The 16,136-nt window shown below is 43.3% G+C and carries 13 protein-coding genes; 2 read left to right on the forward strand and 11 right to left on the reverse strand.

Annotation, left to right across the window (positions count from 1 at the left end; genetic code table 11):
• The 7 genes from AB4Z17_RS24630 to AB4Z17_RS24660 form a co-directional block, all read right to left on the reverse strand.
• On the reverse strand, positions 1-731 hold a 731-nt coding region (locus tag AB4Z17_RS24630; protein ID WP_441962668.1), incomplete at its 3' end, for a dienelactone hydrolase family protein.
• A 4-nt stretch (positions 732-735) separates the two neighbouring features.
• Entirely contained in the window at positions 736-1,728 is a 993-nt protein-coding gene (locus AB4Z17_RS24635; protein WP_441962670.1) for a zinc-binding dehydrogenase, read from the reverse strand.
• A gap of 31 nt (positions 1,729-1,759) precedes the next feature.
• Positions 1,760-2,713 (reverse strand): zinc-dependent alcohol dehydrogenase, encoded by a 954-nt coding sequence (locus tag AB4Z17_RS24640; RefSeq protein ID WP_441962672.1) that lies wholly within the window; start codon positions 2,711-2,713, stop codon positions 1,760-1,762.
• Between the two features lie 9 nt (positions 2,714-2,722).
• Positions 2,723-3,727: an SGNH/GDSL hydrolase family protein gene (locus AB4Z17_RS24645; RefSeq protein ID WP_441962674.1), complete on the reverse strand. Its 1,005-nt coding sequence runs from the start codon at positions 3,725-3,727 to the stop codon at positions 2,723-2,725.
• Between the two features lie 22 nt (positions 3,728-3,749).
• Positions 3,750-4,568, reverse strand: coding sequence for a carbohydrate ABC transporter permease (locus tag AB4Z17_RS24650; RefSeq protein WP_441962675.1), 819 nt, complete (start codon positions 4,566-4,568; stop codon positions 3,750-3,752).
• 5 nt (positions 4,569-4,573) lie between these two features.
• Positions 4,574-5,443, reverse strand: a complete 870-nt coding sequence (locus AB4Z17_RS24655; protein ID WP_441962677.1) for a carbohydrate ABC transporter permease — start codon at positions 5,441-5,443, stop codon at positions 4,574-4,576.
• Between the two features lie 89 nt (positions 5,444-5,532).
• Complete coding sequence (locus tag AB4Z17_RS24660) at positions 5,533-6,909, reverse strand: ABC transporter substrate-binding protein (RefSeq protein WP_441962679.1); 1,377 nt, start codon at positions 6,907-6,909, stop codon at positions 5,533-5,535.
• A gap of 157 nt (positions 6,910-7,066) precedes the next feature.
• Between AB4Z17_RS24660 and AB4Z17_RS24665 the strand changes: the two genes are divergently transcribed.
• On the forward strand, positions 7,067-8,884 hold the full coding sequence (locus tag AB4Z17_RS24665; RefSeq protein ID WP_441962681.1) for a sensor histidine kinase: 1,818 nt from the start codon (positions 7,067-7,069) through the stop codon (positions 8,882-8,884).
• A gap of 40 nt (positions 8,885-8,924) precedes the next feature.
• Positions 8,925-10,478, forward strand: coding sequence for a response regulator (locus tag AB4Z17_RS24670; RefSeq protein WP_441912194.1), 1,554 nt, complete (start codon positions 8,925-8,927; stop codon positions 10,476-10,478).
• Positions 10,479-10,641: 163 nt separating this feature from the next.
• On the opposite strand, the gene AB4Z17_RS24675 is transcribed toward AB4Z17_RS24670, so the two are convergent.
• The 4 genes from AB4Z17_RS24675 to AB4Z17_RS24690 all read right to left on the reverse strand — a co-directional run.
• Positions 10,642-13,011 (reverse strand): S-layer homology domain-containing protein, encoded by a 2,370-nt coding sequence (locus AB4Z17_RS24675; RefSeq protein WP_441962683.1) that lies wholly within the window; start codon positions 13,009-13,011, stop codon positions 10,642-10,644.
• 44 nt (positions 13,012-13,055) lie between these two features.
• Positions 13,056-14,678, reverse strand: a complete 1,623-nt coding sequence (locus tag AB4Z17_RS24680) for an extracellular solute-binding protein (RefSeq protein WP_441962684.1) — start codon at positions 14,676-14,678, stop codon at positions 13,056-13,058.
• Between the two features lie 31 nt (positions 14,679-14,709).
• On the reverse strand, positions 14,710-15,600 hold the full coding sequence (locus AB4Z17_RS24685) for a carbohydrate ABC transporter permease (RefSeq protein WP_441962686.1): 891 nt from the start codon (positions 15,598-15,600) through the stop codon (positions 14,710-14,712).
• A 33-nt stretch (positions 15,601-15,633) separates the two neighbouring features.
• Positions 15,634-16,136 (reverse strand): ABC transporter permease subunit (locus AB4Z17_RS24690; protein ID WP_441962688.1); only part of this gene is annotated, 503 nt, incomplete at its 5' end.

The raw sequence follows: 16,136 nt of genomic DNA on the forward strand, positions 1-16,136 counted from the left end.
GCCTTAATACGAGTATCCGCTGCTGCCGTAAAGAGGGTATAAAACCCGCCATAAGATAAACCGATCATACCGACTTGGTCAGCGGCGATATCATCCCGTGATAATAAATAATCAAGGCTCCGCTGAATTTTATAAATTTCCACCGCAGCAATCGAGCTGCCTACCTGCTTTAATTGTCTATCGATAGACAGTCTGTCATACGGAGAACCATATTCCCCTTCCTTCCAGAGCAGAAGCTGTGGCGCAAATACAGCGATGCTCCTTTGGAGTACTCTCCGCGTCATATCATGATAATTCGTAGGACCATAGAAACCGGAACATAACTCCGGCGTACCTGCTCCTCCATGCTGTGAGATCACGAGAGGAAACGGCCCCTCCGACAGCGGCAAGAATAACAGGCCATACGTCGTCAGACCATATCCCCCTTCAACGATAACCCTATAAATTTTGCTTAAACGATCCTGGGCAACAAATTCAACCCGAGCATTAGGTATGGATGAATCGAGTGCGGGATCACWCAGCGGCCACCCTAGCATCGCTTTGAATTTCTCTCGATAGAGTTCTAGCTCCGCTTCATATGCATCTATCGATGAGGTGTTCGGACGGAAGAACTCCGCCCGATTCTGATCCCCGGCTGCACGCATACGCTCGATGAAGAGCTCGTATTCAAGCTTTTGTTCCTCACGATACCGGTTGCCGATATTTGGAGCTTCTACATATAAGTCGTCCATAGAATCACTCACCCCAGTTCAAAACCACACCCAAACAGGGTTGATTTTTATCCAGAATTAGATTCCATGCTTCTACTGCTTGATCCGCCGGAAACTGATGCGTAATGAGTTTTTCCGTCTGCAGCCAGCCCTCTTCTATCCCACGAATCGTCTCATTCATTCTTTGATTATCCCAGCCCGAGGGATTGTGAAGAGTAACTTCCTTCTCCCGTAGCGATTGGATATCAATTCTGCCATCCGTCCCTAGGAACCCCGCTGATACCAGATGTCCGTTATGACACAGGTAGGGAAGACATTCGTAGACCGCCGTGAGCGAGCCTACCGTATCAACAATAATGGAAAGATCAGCATGCAGCGAAGTTAGCTGCTCGCTTACGTCATTCTTGGAAGTGTTAATGGAGAATGTTTCATCCGGAAGAAGCGCTAACCGATCCTCATGACGGCCCAGCACGGTAACCTTAGCCCCCCGATGGATCAAGGTTTGAGCTGCCCACTGACCGACAAGACCGTCGCCAATGACGATGGCCTGATCCCCTTTCTTCACCGGTGGCCGAGAGCCGCAATTATAGCCAACTTGCGTAAGCACAAGTCCCGCAAACGCCACAGCGCTCATCCCGTCTGGAATTTTCCATACTTGGCTAACATCCGTTACTGCAGGGCTGACATGGCCTCCCTCGTTGAATGCCATCCCCTTTACTTTGCTTACCGTGGCAAAAACACGCTCACCTGCTTGAAACCCCTCTACCTGATCACCCAACGCTCTAATTGTACCGACCTTTTGGTAGCCGTTGATCTGTGGAAATGGCAAAGCATCACCCTCAAGGTATGGGACTTCTCCCGCGATTCGTTCGCCCTTAAGGAAGGAAGATTCCGTTCCAATACTAATCCAGGAATGCTCCACGTCGATGACGATATCACGACTCTCTAGCTCAGGAACGGTTACCTCTTGATATTCAACCTTGCCTTTATCAACGAATACAACACCATAGCCTTTCATTGCCAGATCCCCTCCGCCTTGTATATTGGACTTAACTATCGAAATCGGTTTGTGGATAAAAATATACCTTAATCGCTTCCTGCTTATTTAATAAATCAACGGCTTCTTGATACCGATCAAACGTACAATGATGAGTTTGCAGACATTCCATGTTTAATTTCTTATTCCCCACCAGGTCGATCAGCAGCTCATGATCCCTTGGACCAACATTGCGGTATTTATAAGATTCCAGCTTCGTTCCCTTGTACCACAGATGCTCCGGATACTTCACATCTCCGCGAAGAACACCAAATATAACGATATGCTCATCTACGTACTCAATCAGATTTTGCACAGAAGCGGCCGCCCCGACACAATCGTAGCCTAAATTGAATTGCTGACCCTGCAGCTCATCGACAAGGCAAGTCTCGCCAAGTCCAAGCTCTTGAACCTGTCGTACTCGCGTTTCATTAATATCCACTCCGATAACACGTGAAGCCCCCCAGAGGCGCGCCACCTGAATGGCCAGCATTCCCGCAGGTCCAAGACCGGACACGACGATAGATTTGCCCCGCAGATCGCCAAATTGCATGATTCCAATTACTACACATTTCAATAGTTCAAGCGATACTGCTTGTTTATCAGAGATGTGATCTGGCAGTTTGATGAGCTCCTCTTCACGGAAGCATAAATACTGCGCATAAGCCCCATTACCATCCAAATGCTCAAGGGCAGCCACACGGTCCCCCACATTCAGCGTACGCACGCTTTTTCCCACCGATTTGACTACACCAGCCAGCTCATGTCCTGGAAACCCCGGGGGTAATGGGTAATCGGGAGATTCATTATAATTAAACATATTGCGGCCAGCCATCATATTCATATCCCAGCGCGGACAAGTCGACACCATCGTTATTTCGACTAATACCTGATCATCATGGGGCTGCGGAATATCATGGTCTAAAATGGTATACGTATTCGCTCCTGTAATTTGCAAAGCTTTCATAGGACAGCATCACCCTTCAATTAGATGTAAAAATGCTTGATAATAAAGCCAATGGCCATAATCATTTGGATGGTTAATATTATTGAGAAGAAGGCTCTCCGGCGTTTTTCCTGCTAGTAGTTCTCTTTTCCATATCTCATTCACATCGGCAACGCCGATATCATATTCCTTCCCCAAACGACGAAGAACTTCAGCGTAACCATCCATCAGCCCACTCGTATATTTCCACAATGGATTTGGCTCGCAAGGCGTAACAAGCACAATATCTGTTTCACAGCTCCGCATCGTAGATTCTATAATCGTTCGAATATTACTCTCGTAAATAGCATAAGGTACTGCCACTTCTCCCTCGAATAGATTCTGATCATTCATCCCGTAGCCTATCGTTAGAAGATCGGGTTGATTAGACACAATATCCTGCTCTATGCGGGCTGCGCCTCCCGTGCTTGTTTCTCCTCCAATTGCTTTATTAACAACACGAAGGTTTCCACCCGAGCTTATAGCAGATAGCCGATGCGCAAAACGTTGATAAAAAGTATAGCTATCCTCACTTGCCTCTCCGCCTTCGCTAATGCTGTCACCAAAAACCACATAAACCGCTTCTTGTCCGGCATTAAGCTTTTTCATCGTGTTTTTTAATAAGCGACTAGCCGCTATGCCCACTCTAACATTAAAATGATGTTGCTCCCGCTCATATTCGTAGTCAATAAACACAGTGAAACTGTGATTGCTGTATTCCTCAAACAAATGATGATCAAAGTTCGGCTTCTGAAAAAATACATGGTCAGCCCAATCCCGTATACTGCTTGCGACCGTTCTTGCAATCAGCCCAGTTTCATAATCAACAATAAAATCCTTTCCTTCTTTATAACTAACCGACTCCACATGCTCGGAATTCGTATGTGTTCTTAAGCTCAAGCTTCCTTTGACGATCGGGTGGAATCGCAGCTGCTGCTGTTCTTGCCCCACAAACACGAGTGACTCCGCTGTTTGTTTCACGTTATGCACTGACATTTAGCAAACCTCACCCTCCCATTTAACTTTTCACTGCCCCTGCCGTTAAGCCTTCAACGATGTACTTTTGCAAGAATAGATACAATAGAATGACCGGCACGGATACCATAACCAAGTCAGCAAAAACCAGATTCCAATCCGAGGAATGCTGACCAAAGAAAAAGTATACGGTCAAGCTTAAGGTGAAGCGGCTCGCCGTATTTAAGAAATAAAACGGGGTAGTGAAGTCATTCCATACCGACATAAATGCAATAATTAGGACGCTGGCGCTTACCGGCTTCAGCAATGGGAAAATAATCTTCCAAAACAAGCCGTAAGGGCTAACTCCGTCAATCATTGCGGCTTCATCCAATTCTCTTGGAATGCTATGAAAAAAACCGATGTATACGTAGGTTAGAAAAGCATAATTCCCAGCAATATAAAGCAAAATCACGCCTAAATAAGTACGAACCAGATGCAAATCAAACATCAGCATATACGTCGTAATAATGGAGGAAGGCAATATTAAGCCGGCAATAATAACCGTTTGCAGCAGCCTGCTCACCCGGTTATCTCTCCGTTGAATGAAATAAGCGGACAGTGAACAGAAAATAACGATAAAGAATACACTAATGACAGTTAAAATCGTTGTATTCCATAATGCCTGAGGAATCTTGGCATTTACGAACACATCTGAATAGTTATGCCATAGGTTCCATTTCGACGGAAAGGATAATCCTAAATCTGAAGCCTCCGCCTGTGTTTTGAAGGAGTTCACAACGACCAAGTAGATAGGAATGGCGATAATAAAGCTAATGAACACAGATAGAGCTTCCCATAATGTTTTACGCAATACTCGCATTCCACTCACCCTCTGTTGTCTTTATTTAGATATTTGTTCGTTATGGATACAAGGRCGAGAATGATCACAAACAATAACAAGCTAGCGGCAGTCGCTTCCCCATTTCTTCCTTGCGAGAAACTTTTGTAGATCATTGTGTTAATTACGCTAGAAGCATTCCCTGGACCGCCTCCAGTAAGCGCATAAACGATATCGAATACTTTTAATCCGCCAATGAGCGAAATAATAATGTTGGTATTCACAACGGGGAGAATCATCGGGAATATAATATGCCTCTTCTGCTCCCAATTTGTTGCTCCGTCAATCTTGGCGGCTTCAATCATCTCTTTCGGAATGGTCTGAAGTGCTGCCAGAAACAAGATGACCGTTAATCCCGTCCACTTCCATATTTCAACAAAGGAGATGGAATACATCACGATATGGCTATTTGTAAGCCATTGTTGGGTTAGAAAACCAAGCTGAAGTTTCTCCAATAACACATTGATAAATCCGCGGCTTGGATGATATAGGGCTGTAAATGCCAGTGATACAGCAATCGGGCTTAAGATAACGGGAAAGAAAAGGGCAGAGCGCAAGAAATTTGTCGTTTTCAGCTTTTGATTCACAAAGTTAGCTAATATAAATCCAAGTCCGACTTTACCGACTGTGGTGACCACTGTGAATATAAACGTATTTTTGAATGCAATGGAACTGCTCGAATCATCAAATAGGGAAATGAAATTTTCAAACCCTACGAGCCGCGTGTAATGAAAGGTCGCGTCTAAATTGGTGAAGGCATAAAAAAAATTTGAAATGGCTGGCCACACGAAAAAGATTAAAAAGATACAGARACCTGGAGCTAGCATAGAGTACCTGTAGTAATGACGCTTCAGCATTTAGTTGCCCTCCAAAAAAGAGAGAGAGTTTCTTTATTTCAGAAACACTCTCCAAATTTGCTTTTCCTATCGACTATTTCTAGCAAGCTTTACTTGAAGTTTGGATCATCCTTGGCTTTGGCGTTTTTCACTAATTCTTTCTGTTCCGCTTCTTGCACCTGCTCAGGAGTTTTCGCGCCTGCTACTAAATCCTGAAGGAAGGCTGGATAATCCCCAGCTGCATATTGAGTAATGCCACTTGAAGGACTGACACCAACTGGGCCGGCTCTCCCTTCTTCTGCAAGCTTCTGAGCATCAAGCTCGGCAGGTGTCAGTAGCGTATTCGTAACCCCTTTAATCGTAGGTATACCACCCTCAGCACCGAAATAAATATTCTGAGTCTCTACGGATTCAAAGTAGTTGACGAACTTCTGTGCTGCTTCTTGCTTACTTCCTTTTACTACATACACTGCACTTGGCGGGAAAATCCCGGCCATATTCTTACCTGTATCATTAAAGGGAATTAGGAATGATCCGATATCATTGACTTGATCTGGGAATTTCGTAGAAATGTCGCTCATGACCCAAGTAGCCATCGGATACATAGCTGCATCTCCATTTGTCAGAGCTTTCTGTGCATTATCATACGTATCGGATAAAAAGTCTTTGTTTGCATAACCTTTATCAACAACATCCTTAAGGAACGTAATGCCTTGTCTCTTGGCAGTAAAATCGGACATCGTTCCTTTATTCGTATATGCATTATTTGTTATTTCCTGCAGGTTATCCTGTGCCGCACCGGATTGAAGTGATGGAATTTGCAAGGTCCACGCATCTTTGGCCGACAAATACACCGGAACCTTCCCCGATTTACTAACCGCCTCAGATAAGGCCCAGAATTCTTCCATTGTGGTTGGGATTTGCAAATTCAAGCTTTCAAAAACCTTTTTGTTATATATCATAACTGCCATATTTGATCCCCCGAAAGGAGCAGCATAGAAGGTCCCCGACGAAGCAAATGCATCTATCCATATATCCTTGTTGAAGTTAGCCATCCAGGGTTGATCGTCCTGCGGAACGAATTGCTCCTCTGGCTTACCTAAGCCGTCGCTTTCTTTAACAGCTGGATAGAAGAACAATAAATCCGGCTTGTCATTCGTAGCAAATCGAGTTTTGATTAGATTATCTCCATCAGTACCCTCTGGAAGCTTCTCGATTTCTAAAGTGAAGCCCATTTTTTCAGATGCATCCTTCAGTACAGCTTCCATACCGCCCTTTAACCAGCTCGTGTGCATAAGTGCTTTTAATGTGACCTTTTCTATCGGTGCTGATGGTGATGCATTTTCTGTAGTTGGAGCAGCAGTGCTCTCCGATGGCGTATTCGTTGCATTACCGTTATTCTTCGCTCCTGCACAAGCTGCTAAAACAAGCAAGGTAAGAACCATTACCATCCATAACAGCGTTCTCTTTGTGGTGAGACCCCTCATGTTCATTCCTCCAAATTTGTGATGTAAATGCTTACAAAACCAATGTTATGTTTTTTGCTTCTTATCGTAAATGGCGAATTTGAAAGTACTAGGGGAAATATTTCACACTGGCCAAGGCTGCATTTTTAATGTGTTATACTGAACGGGGAGGTCGTCTATGCTGTCTTTCAAAAATTTACAAACGAAATTATATGTGACTTATTCGCTTGTCCTCATCGTCATTGCACTCATTATCAGCACTCCGATGTATGTGTATTTGAAAAATAATATTGAAACCAATTTAAAAGAAAATGTGGACAAGCTTGTAAGCGGTTACTCCAATTCTCTGGATGTTTATTCCACCATTAATAACAACGTAACCACCCAGCTATATATTAATCGTGACAATTCCAGCTATACTGCCGTCCAATATTTAAGCTCTATCGCCTATCTCAAAAATACGAGTCCCACCGAAACGTTACAGTCCGAAAAGGCCATTCAAAACTCCCTTTACTTGAATGCTGCCGTCTATCAAACGATTCATAGGATTAATTTGTTTACGTCAAAAGGTGATTTCTACTCAACTAACGAAGCTGACGTAGATATTATGCAAACCATCCTTGCGAATGATGGATTTAAGAATGTTCAAGCTGCGAAGGGCTCTTCCTTGTTGAATTTTTCGGAGAAGGACAGATGGCTATCCCGTGATTCCGAAGCCGTCTTTTCATTTCTGCGTCAGATCAGCTGGGACTCGCATCCCGTTGGTTTTCTTGAAATCCAATTCAAAGCCTCCGATTTATTGCATGTAGAGGAATTAGATTCGAAGCACGATAAACAAATTATGATTTTGCAAGCAGGCCAGGTTCTTTATTCGACTACTCCCCTTCCTACAGAAACCTCTTCCCACAAGCTATCTGCTATCCTTAATAAGGTTGGCATAGCAAGTGCAGGGAACGGGTTCATGACTAATGAACAGGGAATAGATGAATTTTTCATGTACCAGACCTCTGAGAAAACAGGCATAACCATTGTGGCCATTATTCCGAAATCCCAATTATTTGCGCCTTTGCTCTTATTTCGTAATGTCACGATCATAAGCGTTCTACTCCTTATTGCCATCTCGGTTTTTGTTTACTTTATTCTCGCCAAAATTTTAACGCATCCTCTTAAAAAGCTAAAAAAAGCGATTGATTCTATTAATTTAGGTGAAACCAATCAAGCCTTTATTGAAAATAAATTTCATATGGGTGAAATCGAAATTATTAACCGTTCCTTTCTAGCCTTGAACCAGCGTTTACAAGATAGTCTTGAGGAGACTGTTCAATTCCGAACCTTGCAAATGCAAGCAAAATTCGATGTGCTTCAAGCTCATATCAATCCTCATTTTTTATTTAATATGTTAGGTGTCATTACCGTTTTATCAGATAGAGGCCAGCAAAAGGCTGTATCGGACACAAGTAGAAAACTTTCTCAATTCTTACGATATTCAATTTCCTCCGGCTCGTCGATCACAACCGTAAGTGAGGAGCTAGAATTCGCACAGCATTATTTGGATCTATTAAAATCTCGCTATCAACACCGGCTACATTATGATATAGAAGTTCCTGAATGGCTTTTAAATATTCAAATTCCCAAATTAATGATTCAGCCTATTATAGAAAACGCCATTCAGCATGGTTTATCGGATAGCGATAAACAATTGAAAATTCAAATTATCGGTAAAATAATCGGAAATAAGTGGGAGATACGAATCAGTGATAATGGTGTCGGGTTTGACCCTGCTTCTTTGGAAACGTTGAAGCACAACATTCAAGGCTATCTTGAACGCATTCAAAATAATCAAACATTAAACGAGCCTATTTCAATTGGAGGAATGGGCCTAGTGAATACGATTGCTAGACTTCAGCTCATGTTCAAGGAGCAATATCAATTCTCCTTCGGCAATAACGAGGATTGCGGAGCCTATGTATGTTTCCATGGCTACATCAAACTTTAACATAAGTTCCCTAACGTATCATGTAATGGAGGCGGCTGCCATGAGGATTATGATTGTTGATGATGAACCCTTCTACATGGATCATCTTAAAGAAGTAATTGAAAACAGCGACTTTAGCAAAAGAGAGCAGACCCAGATTGTCGCCCAATGTATTAGCGCTAGCCAGGCACTGGAAGCCATACTGACCGTTCAACCCCATTTAATCTTTACCGACATTAAGATGCAGCTCATGAACGGGATCGAGTTTGCAGCCATCATTCGGCAAAATTGGCCTCATATCATCGTCGTAATCGTGAGCGGTTACTCATCCTTTGAATATGCCCGGGATGCCATTCGGGCCAATGTGGAGGATTACCTCGTCAAGCCGGTTGATCCTACAATTATCGAACAATTATTAGATAAGACGAACACACGCATCAGCATGGAATCCTATCTTCAGCAGCAATCTTTATTAAATGAATTGCTCGAAAACAAGAGTATAGAGGGAAGTATCCAAACCACTTTACAGCAGTGCTTTCCATTCTCTAGCTATTATGTTTTTTGCTTCAACAAACCTTCACCTTTACAAGACAAGGAACGATCTCCTTCTCTGACRGAGCAAGAAATTCACAACAAATTATCGTCAAATCCTTTATTGCTAAAGAACGAGAAGGCTTGGATCGTTTCAAGAAATGATTTCAAAAGGGGATTTATTATCCTCGGATTATATCAATGCGGCGACCAGAGGATTAAACAACTTGCTGAGGAAATTGTACTGATGATCGGCGGTTCAGGCAGTCACCCTTCCATCGCCGTTAGCCGAAGCTTTAACGATATCAGGCAGCTTCACCAGGTTGCGAACCAGCTTCACGATGAGCTGTACCATCAACTGGTCATTGGACAATCCAAGACGATCTTTTTATCTGAGCAACAACCAACTTTAGAAAAACTCAATTTGCTCCTAAGCAGCACCGATGAGAAGAAAATTGTTATTGCGGTGGATAAAAAGGATTGGAAGCTGTTAAAAAAAATTATCTTCCATTGGTTTGAGCAGTGGGAGGAGCACTCCTGTCCGAACCTCTATATACAAAGAAATGGCAAGCAAATGGTTCAATGGTTAGAAAAGCATTTCCGCACATTAGAACCCCTCACAAGTATCACAACGGAGAAAGAAATGGAGGAAATCATTGAATCCGCCTACTCCTATTCAAATGCTGCTGAGGATATCTGGAACTTGCTATCGCATATTTTCCGATTTGAAGACCATGACCCCGCCAGTAACAAAGGAGTCCGATTAATTGAACAAATCTCCGACTATTTATCCGCAAATTTGAGCGAAACAATYTCAATGACTCATATTATGGATCGATTTCAAATTTCGAGCACCCATTTAGGAAATCTATTTCGCAAGCATCATGGAGAAACCTTTGTCGAATATTTAACTACTCTCCGCATTAATAAAGCGAAGGAGCTCATGCGAATTCATCCAGAGATGCCTCTAAAAGAAATTTCTGAAATTACAGGTTATACAGATCGGCACTATTTCACCAAAGTATTTAAGCTCGTTACAGGTAAATCCCCGACAGATTATAAAGATCAGCTCCTTCAGGAATAGGAGTTCGAGATTTAGGAATTATCCTCCTAATCAGATTTTATAAGTATTAAGACAGACTAAAGCGCCAGCGTTCCATTTCAAACCTAGAAAAAAGAAAAGAACTTCTTACACCCGCTCCCAGCGGAGCGTGTAAGAAGTTCCGATCTATACAACATGGTTTTTGCTACTTTCCTTCATCACCTGCGATAACCTGAACATTAGTGAATACTGCCTTATTATCACTTGTACTAGCTGGATTGCTGAGTGCCAAGCCTATATAGGCATCTTCATTCATAATCGTTTCAAAACTGCTGACTACCGTCCAGTCCATTCCATTATCTGAAATTGAACCGGTAAATACATTGCCGCTGCGATTCAGCTTAAGCCACAATGGCGGACTCCCATCCATCGTTTGATCGACGGTGCCTCCCCCTTCATTTTCCCGATATTGAAAGGTAGCTCCATTAACTGGGGTAACCATCATGTCTACATGCTTGGCGTCCACGTCCAGCGTCTCACGAATCATCAAGCCTGCTTTGGCCCACTCACTCATTTCTTCCATTACAGTCACTTGCGCTAYAATCTCCCCATCCCCGTGCAATGGCTTATAAATATAATTCAATAGATCATTATTTCCCCAAATATCGGTTGAACTTCCTGTTAACGTGAATGTCTCGTCCGCTGCATTATAGGATGCATCGCCAGACTTCAACCCGATATTTCTAGCTTTCCAAGGCTGTGGAAGAACAGCATCATAATCATGCTCCACAGGCGGCTCCCAGCCTGCAGTTGGCCAAGCTCTTCTCGCATCGATTGCCTTAAGCACATTCCAATCCCAAGCGCCATAATTAAAGTAAGAGAGATGTGTAATTGCAGAAAAGTTCTCTCGAATTCCGCCATACACCGCTTGATATTCGTCATCCGTCCAATTGTCATCGAGCGTCGGCACGATCGCTACTCCAGAACCGACAAGAAACGATGTATCGGATAAAATCCCGTTCTTATCATAGACCCATTCCTCATCGAATCCCCAATCATCGAAATAAGCCATCGGAGCGACAAAATTTACTGCATCCTTGAACTTCGAAGCATTTTGGCCAACCTCTACGAATTCCGGAGGCAAAATGAAAACGCCCAGCTCCATGCCCGCTTTAATCTCATCGATATCCTCACGAACATCCTGCACATAGCCGCCGATTTGATCCGTTCTCCATTCATTCCATTCATTCCTGCGAGTAGAATCTTCATCAAAGTTAATCTCAAGCGGCGAATATCCGTATATGCTCTCGTATAGGTTAACCGTGTAGCTGCTTACATCCATATTGTAATTATCGAATCTTAACCAATCGAGAACAACGCCATCTATATCATAATTGCTTACGACCTCTTCAATAATTGAGCGCTCATAAGCTTGAACATCGGGATGGATCGGGTTGACGAAATACTCGCTGCCATTCGAGCCAGTATAAGGAACTGCACTACCGTCTACTAAAGCGTGCATCTGCCAGCTAGGATCCTTATGAAAGGCTGCCTGATCATGGAACTGAGGAATCCATGCACGAACCTCGATACCCTTCAGATGCGCCTGCGTGATCACTTGGGAAAGAGCATCAAAGCTCTCATAGCCATCGGCTATGGGGGCGATCGCACTGTTGTAAAATACATGGCCTGAAGGCACTTCATCGTCTTCGTCCTGCTTGACACTCATATTAATAATATCCACATTGTACTTAACGGCTTGCTCAACAAAGTCCGCTACGTCACTTGCACTCCGAAACTGGTTAACCGTTCGCACCGTGATCTCGGTTTTGAAAGGCGTATTCTCTTCTTTAACTGGCGAGGTTACTCCCCCGTTGCCGTTCCCTCCATTATTGCCGCCGTTATTACCGTTCCCACCAACATTCCCGTTTTCCGGTTTGATGGGAAGCTGGCTTAATTTAACTTGCRGCGAGCGATCCAGGATAACCACCAACTCCGCACGTGTCAATGGATTCAAAGGCTTAAATATGTTTGCAGAATTATAACCGCGCATTATTCCGTGAATGACCACATTACTAATAGCTTCCTTGGCCCATTCGGCAAATTGTTCACTATCCGAAAACTCCATCATCGCTGCATTTTTGTCCACTTGCAATTGAAGCAGCCGATTTATGACGACAGCCGCTTGCTGCCTTGTAATGAACTCTCGCGGCGCGAATTGCTTTGCACTCTTGCCGCTGATATAACCCGCTGCGACAGCCCTTGCAACATCTTGATAAAACCAACTATGCTTAGGCACATCTTGGAAGGTCAGCTCCGATTCATTCGTGAATTGAAAGGATTGATTAACAAGCGCTACAAATTCGGCTCTTGTTAAAAGCTGATTCGGCTGAATTGAACCATCCCCGTAGCCTTTCAACCAACCCTTATCCATCCATTCTGTTAATTCCTTATTAGCCCAATGATTGACAATATCCCGTTCCGATTCTGCCTCTGCTGCAAAGCTAAATGAAGTGAATAACATACTAAAAATGAGCATTAATGCAACGATCCTATATGATTTTAATTGACTCATGCTCCGGCCCCCCTATTGTAGATCTGGGTTACACCTTGCTCCAATCAATATTCGGCATTAATTTTCTTAACATTCGCCTGCCATTTCTCGGTTTTAAATTCGAGCAGCCGCTCCAGCCCTGCTTTTTCTGCGTCATTTGCTGTTTTCTCCATGATGGATGCGACCTCATCATCAGATTTAGCAAATACCATATTTGCAAAGGCTACTGTGAAAATATCAGAGATTTGCTGTGAGATAATGCCGAGCTCTGAATCAGGCAGCGGATCCACATTGACGAATTCGGTAATGTCCTTTGATGTCGCCCAAGTGACAGAGCTTTGCGCTATCGTCTCCCATGATCTTAGCTTCTCCGACAAGGCCATCTCCAGGCTTACCTTGGCTTTATCGATAAAGGTCGTGTTGCCCGCCCAGTTGAAATCTTCGAATTTTCTCATCGTTTCCGAACGCTTATTGACGTCCCCACTTTTATAGTTTTCATTCGGAATTGGCGATCCGTCCTCATTTTGCTCATCCCAATAAAGGCCTTGCGGTCCGAAGAATAGAACCTTCTGTCCTTCAGGTCCAGTAAGCCAGTCATAATAAGCGAAGATTGCTTCGGGATCTTTGGCTTCGGTCGTAATAACGTTGACATTCCATCCTAAGCTCTCGAATCCACTCACAAAAATATTCTTTTTGTCCAATCCAGCTTTATGAATCGGCCAAATAATTTCGTAACCACCGTCTGGTTTAACCTTAGTCAATTCACGATGCCCTTCTGCTCCGTAAGTTGTAATATTCGATTCGACCATAACAGCCACTCGGCCTGTGTTTACTTTTTCTTTGACTGCATCCTGGGTTTGTGTAATGGCATCTTGGGTAATCAATCTCTCTCGGAATAGCTTGCTAATATACTTCATCGTTTCCTGAAATGCAGAGTCCTCATAGATCGAGACTAGCTTGTCGCCTYCCGGATAACCTCTCATGCCGATGAATTTGCTAGTTACACCTTCTTTGAAACCTCCGTACAACAATTCCAAGCCTGCGCCTTTCTCCCCAACTTCAAGCGGTACAACATCTGGGTACGTGTCTCTGACTTTAATTAAGTAATTGTATAGATCATCGAATGTTTCCAGCTTCGGCCTGCCAAGTTCATTATAAATTTCTATGTTGACCATCCATCCGCCGTTCCCAAAGGTTCCCGATGTATACCAATTTGGAATTTGATAGATCTTTCCATCCTCGGAACGAAGCAGATTGAGCGTAGATTCCTTCACATACTTTTTGAAATTGGGATACTTATCGTAATACTCATCAAGCGGCACAAGCTTACGTGCTTGAACCAAGCGATCGACTGTCGCACCGCGATCCGTAAATATGACATCTGGCAAATCGTCAGAGACAATCATCGTGTTCAGCTTCTCTACCGATGCGCCGCCAGATTGAATCGGCTTAACGGTAACTTTCTTGTTGTCCAAAATCCATTTGGTTGCTTCGTTATCCGCCCAAGGTGCCGTAGTTAACCAATCATAATGACCATAAAATGAAAATGTTACCGGCTTTGGACCGTCGTTTCCTCCGGAATTATCCGGGTTGTTCGATACTTGCGGCCCATTGTTGTTGTTTGAACAAGCAGCCAGAAAAACCATCAGGACAATCAATAACGACACCCATCTCAATCTTGTATTCATTTTTTCCCCTACCTTCTTTTTTTTATTGGGACTATCCCTTTATCGAACCGATCAATACCCCTTTGACAAAATATTTCTGCAGGAAAGGGTAGGTCAGAATGATGGGAATAGTAGCAACCATCATCGTAGCCATCAGAAGAGACTTTGTCGTTATGCTTCGGTTTCTGTTGATATGTTCCATTGCGATTGCATTGCCGGACGACATTTCTGTCATAATATTCGAATTCATAATTTGCCTTAATAAGGTCTGAATGGGCAATAGCTCATCCTTGGAAATATAAATGGCTCCGGTAAACCAATCATTCCAATGACCCACCGCCGTAAATAATCCGATGGTAGCTATAATTGGACCCGATATAGGCACAACARTTCGAAAAAAGATTCCGTAATTGCTGCATCCATCGATCTTCGCGGATTCTTCCAGACCATCGGGAAGTGCGGAGAAAAAGGTACGGAAAATGATCATATGGTAAACACTGATCAATCCCGGAATAATCATGACCCAGAACGTATTCATCAATCCAAGGTTCCGCACCAGCAGGAAGGTCGGAATTAATCCGCCGCTGAAAAACATCGTTACAATGAAGAAAATCATATAGTAGTTCCGTAGCTGTAGATCTCTCTTAGACATCCCGTATGCCAGCAGCGACGTAACGAATACGGACAGAATCGTGCCGATCACTGTACGCATCACCGAGATCCAGAAGGAATTCAACAATCGAGTATCCTTGAATACAACATTATAATTTTCAAGTGTAAATGCCCTCGGCCAGATCGTAACTCCGCCAAGTGCCGTATCTCTTCCTTCATTAAAGGAAATAACTAGAGAATTCCAGAAAGGATAGAACATCACGATCCCCAAAATGATCAGGCTTGCATATATCAAAATGTGAAATACTTTATCGCCTGTACTAAGCCTCATGCTTGCATTCCCCCCTTTATTTTGCAAAATGAATTACCAAAGACTAACTCCCGCCCTGCGTGCCACTCTATTCGCTATTAGCAGCAAAACAACACTAATAATAGATTTGAACAAACCAACAGCTGTCGCATAAGAGAACCGTGAATTTTGAATGCCGACTCGATAAACATAGGTATCTATGACATCTGAATATTCTCTGAGAATTGGATTGGAGGCCAGCAATAGAATATCTTCAAATCCAGCACTAAGGATCCCGCCAATGGCTAATATCATGAAGATGATAATCACTGGGGTTATACATGGAAGTGTCACTAAATAAATTTGCTTAAATCGGCTTGCTCCATCTATTGATGCAGCTTCATACAGCGTTGGATCTACTCCAGCAATGGCTGCTAGGTACACAATGCTTGCAAACCCAACCTCCTTCCACACGTTGACGCTTACTAGAATCGACCAGAAGTACTCAGGGATGGATAGAAAATTTATGGGGTGCTCTATGAGATCCAGCTTTGCGAGAAGAATGTTCACTGTACCGT

This window comes from Paenibacillus sp. TAF43_2 (assembly GCF_052113545.1).
Taxonomy (GTDB): Bacteria; Bacillota; Bacilli; order Paenibacillales; family Paenibacillaceae; genus Pristimantibacillus.

Bases quoted from the DNA above. Each gene is read 5' to 3' on its own strand.
- AB4Z17_RS24635 (WP_441962670.1), bottom strand. From the start codon at position 1,728: ATGAAAGGCTATGGTGTTGTATTCGTTGATAAAGGCAAGGTTGAATAT.
- AB4Z17_RS24640 (WP_441962672.1), bottom strand. From the start codon at position 2,713: ATGAAAGCTTTGCAAATTACAGGAGCGAATACGTATACCATTTTAGAC.
- AB4Z17_RS24645 (WP_441962674.1), bottom strand. From the start codon at position 3,727: ATGTCAGTGCATAACGTGAAACAAACAGCGGAGTCACTCGTGTTTGTG.
- AB4Z17_RS24650 (WP_441962675.1), bottom strand. From the start codon at position 4,568: ATGCGAGTATTGCGTAAAACATTATGGGAAGCTCTATCTGTGTTCATT.
- AB4Z17_RS24660 (WP_441962679.1), bottom strand. From the start codon at position 6,909: ATGAGGGGTCTCACCACAAAGAGAACGCTGTTATGGATGGTAATGGTT.
- AB4Z17_RS24665 (WP_441962681.1), top strand. From the start codon at position 7,067: ATGCTGTCTTTCAAAAATTTACAAACGAAATTATATGTGACTTATTCG.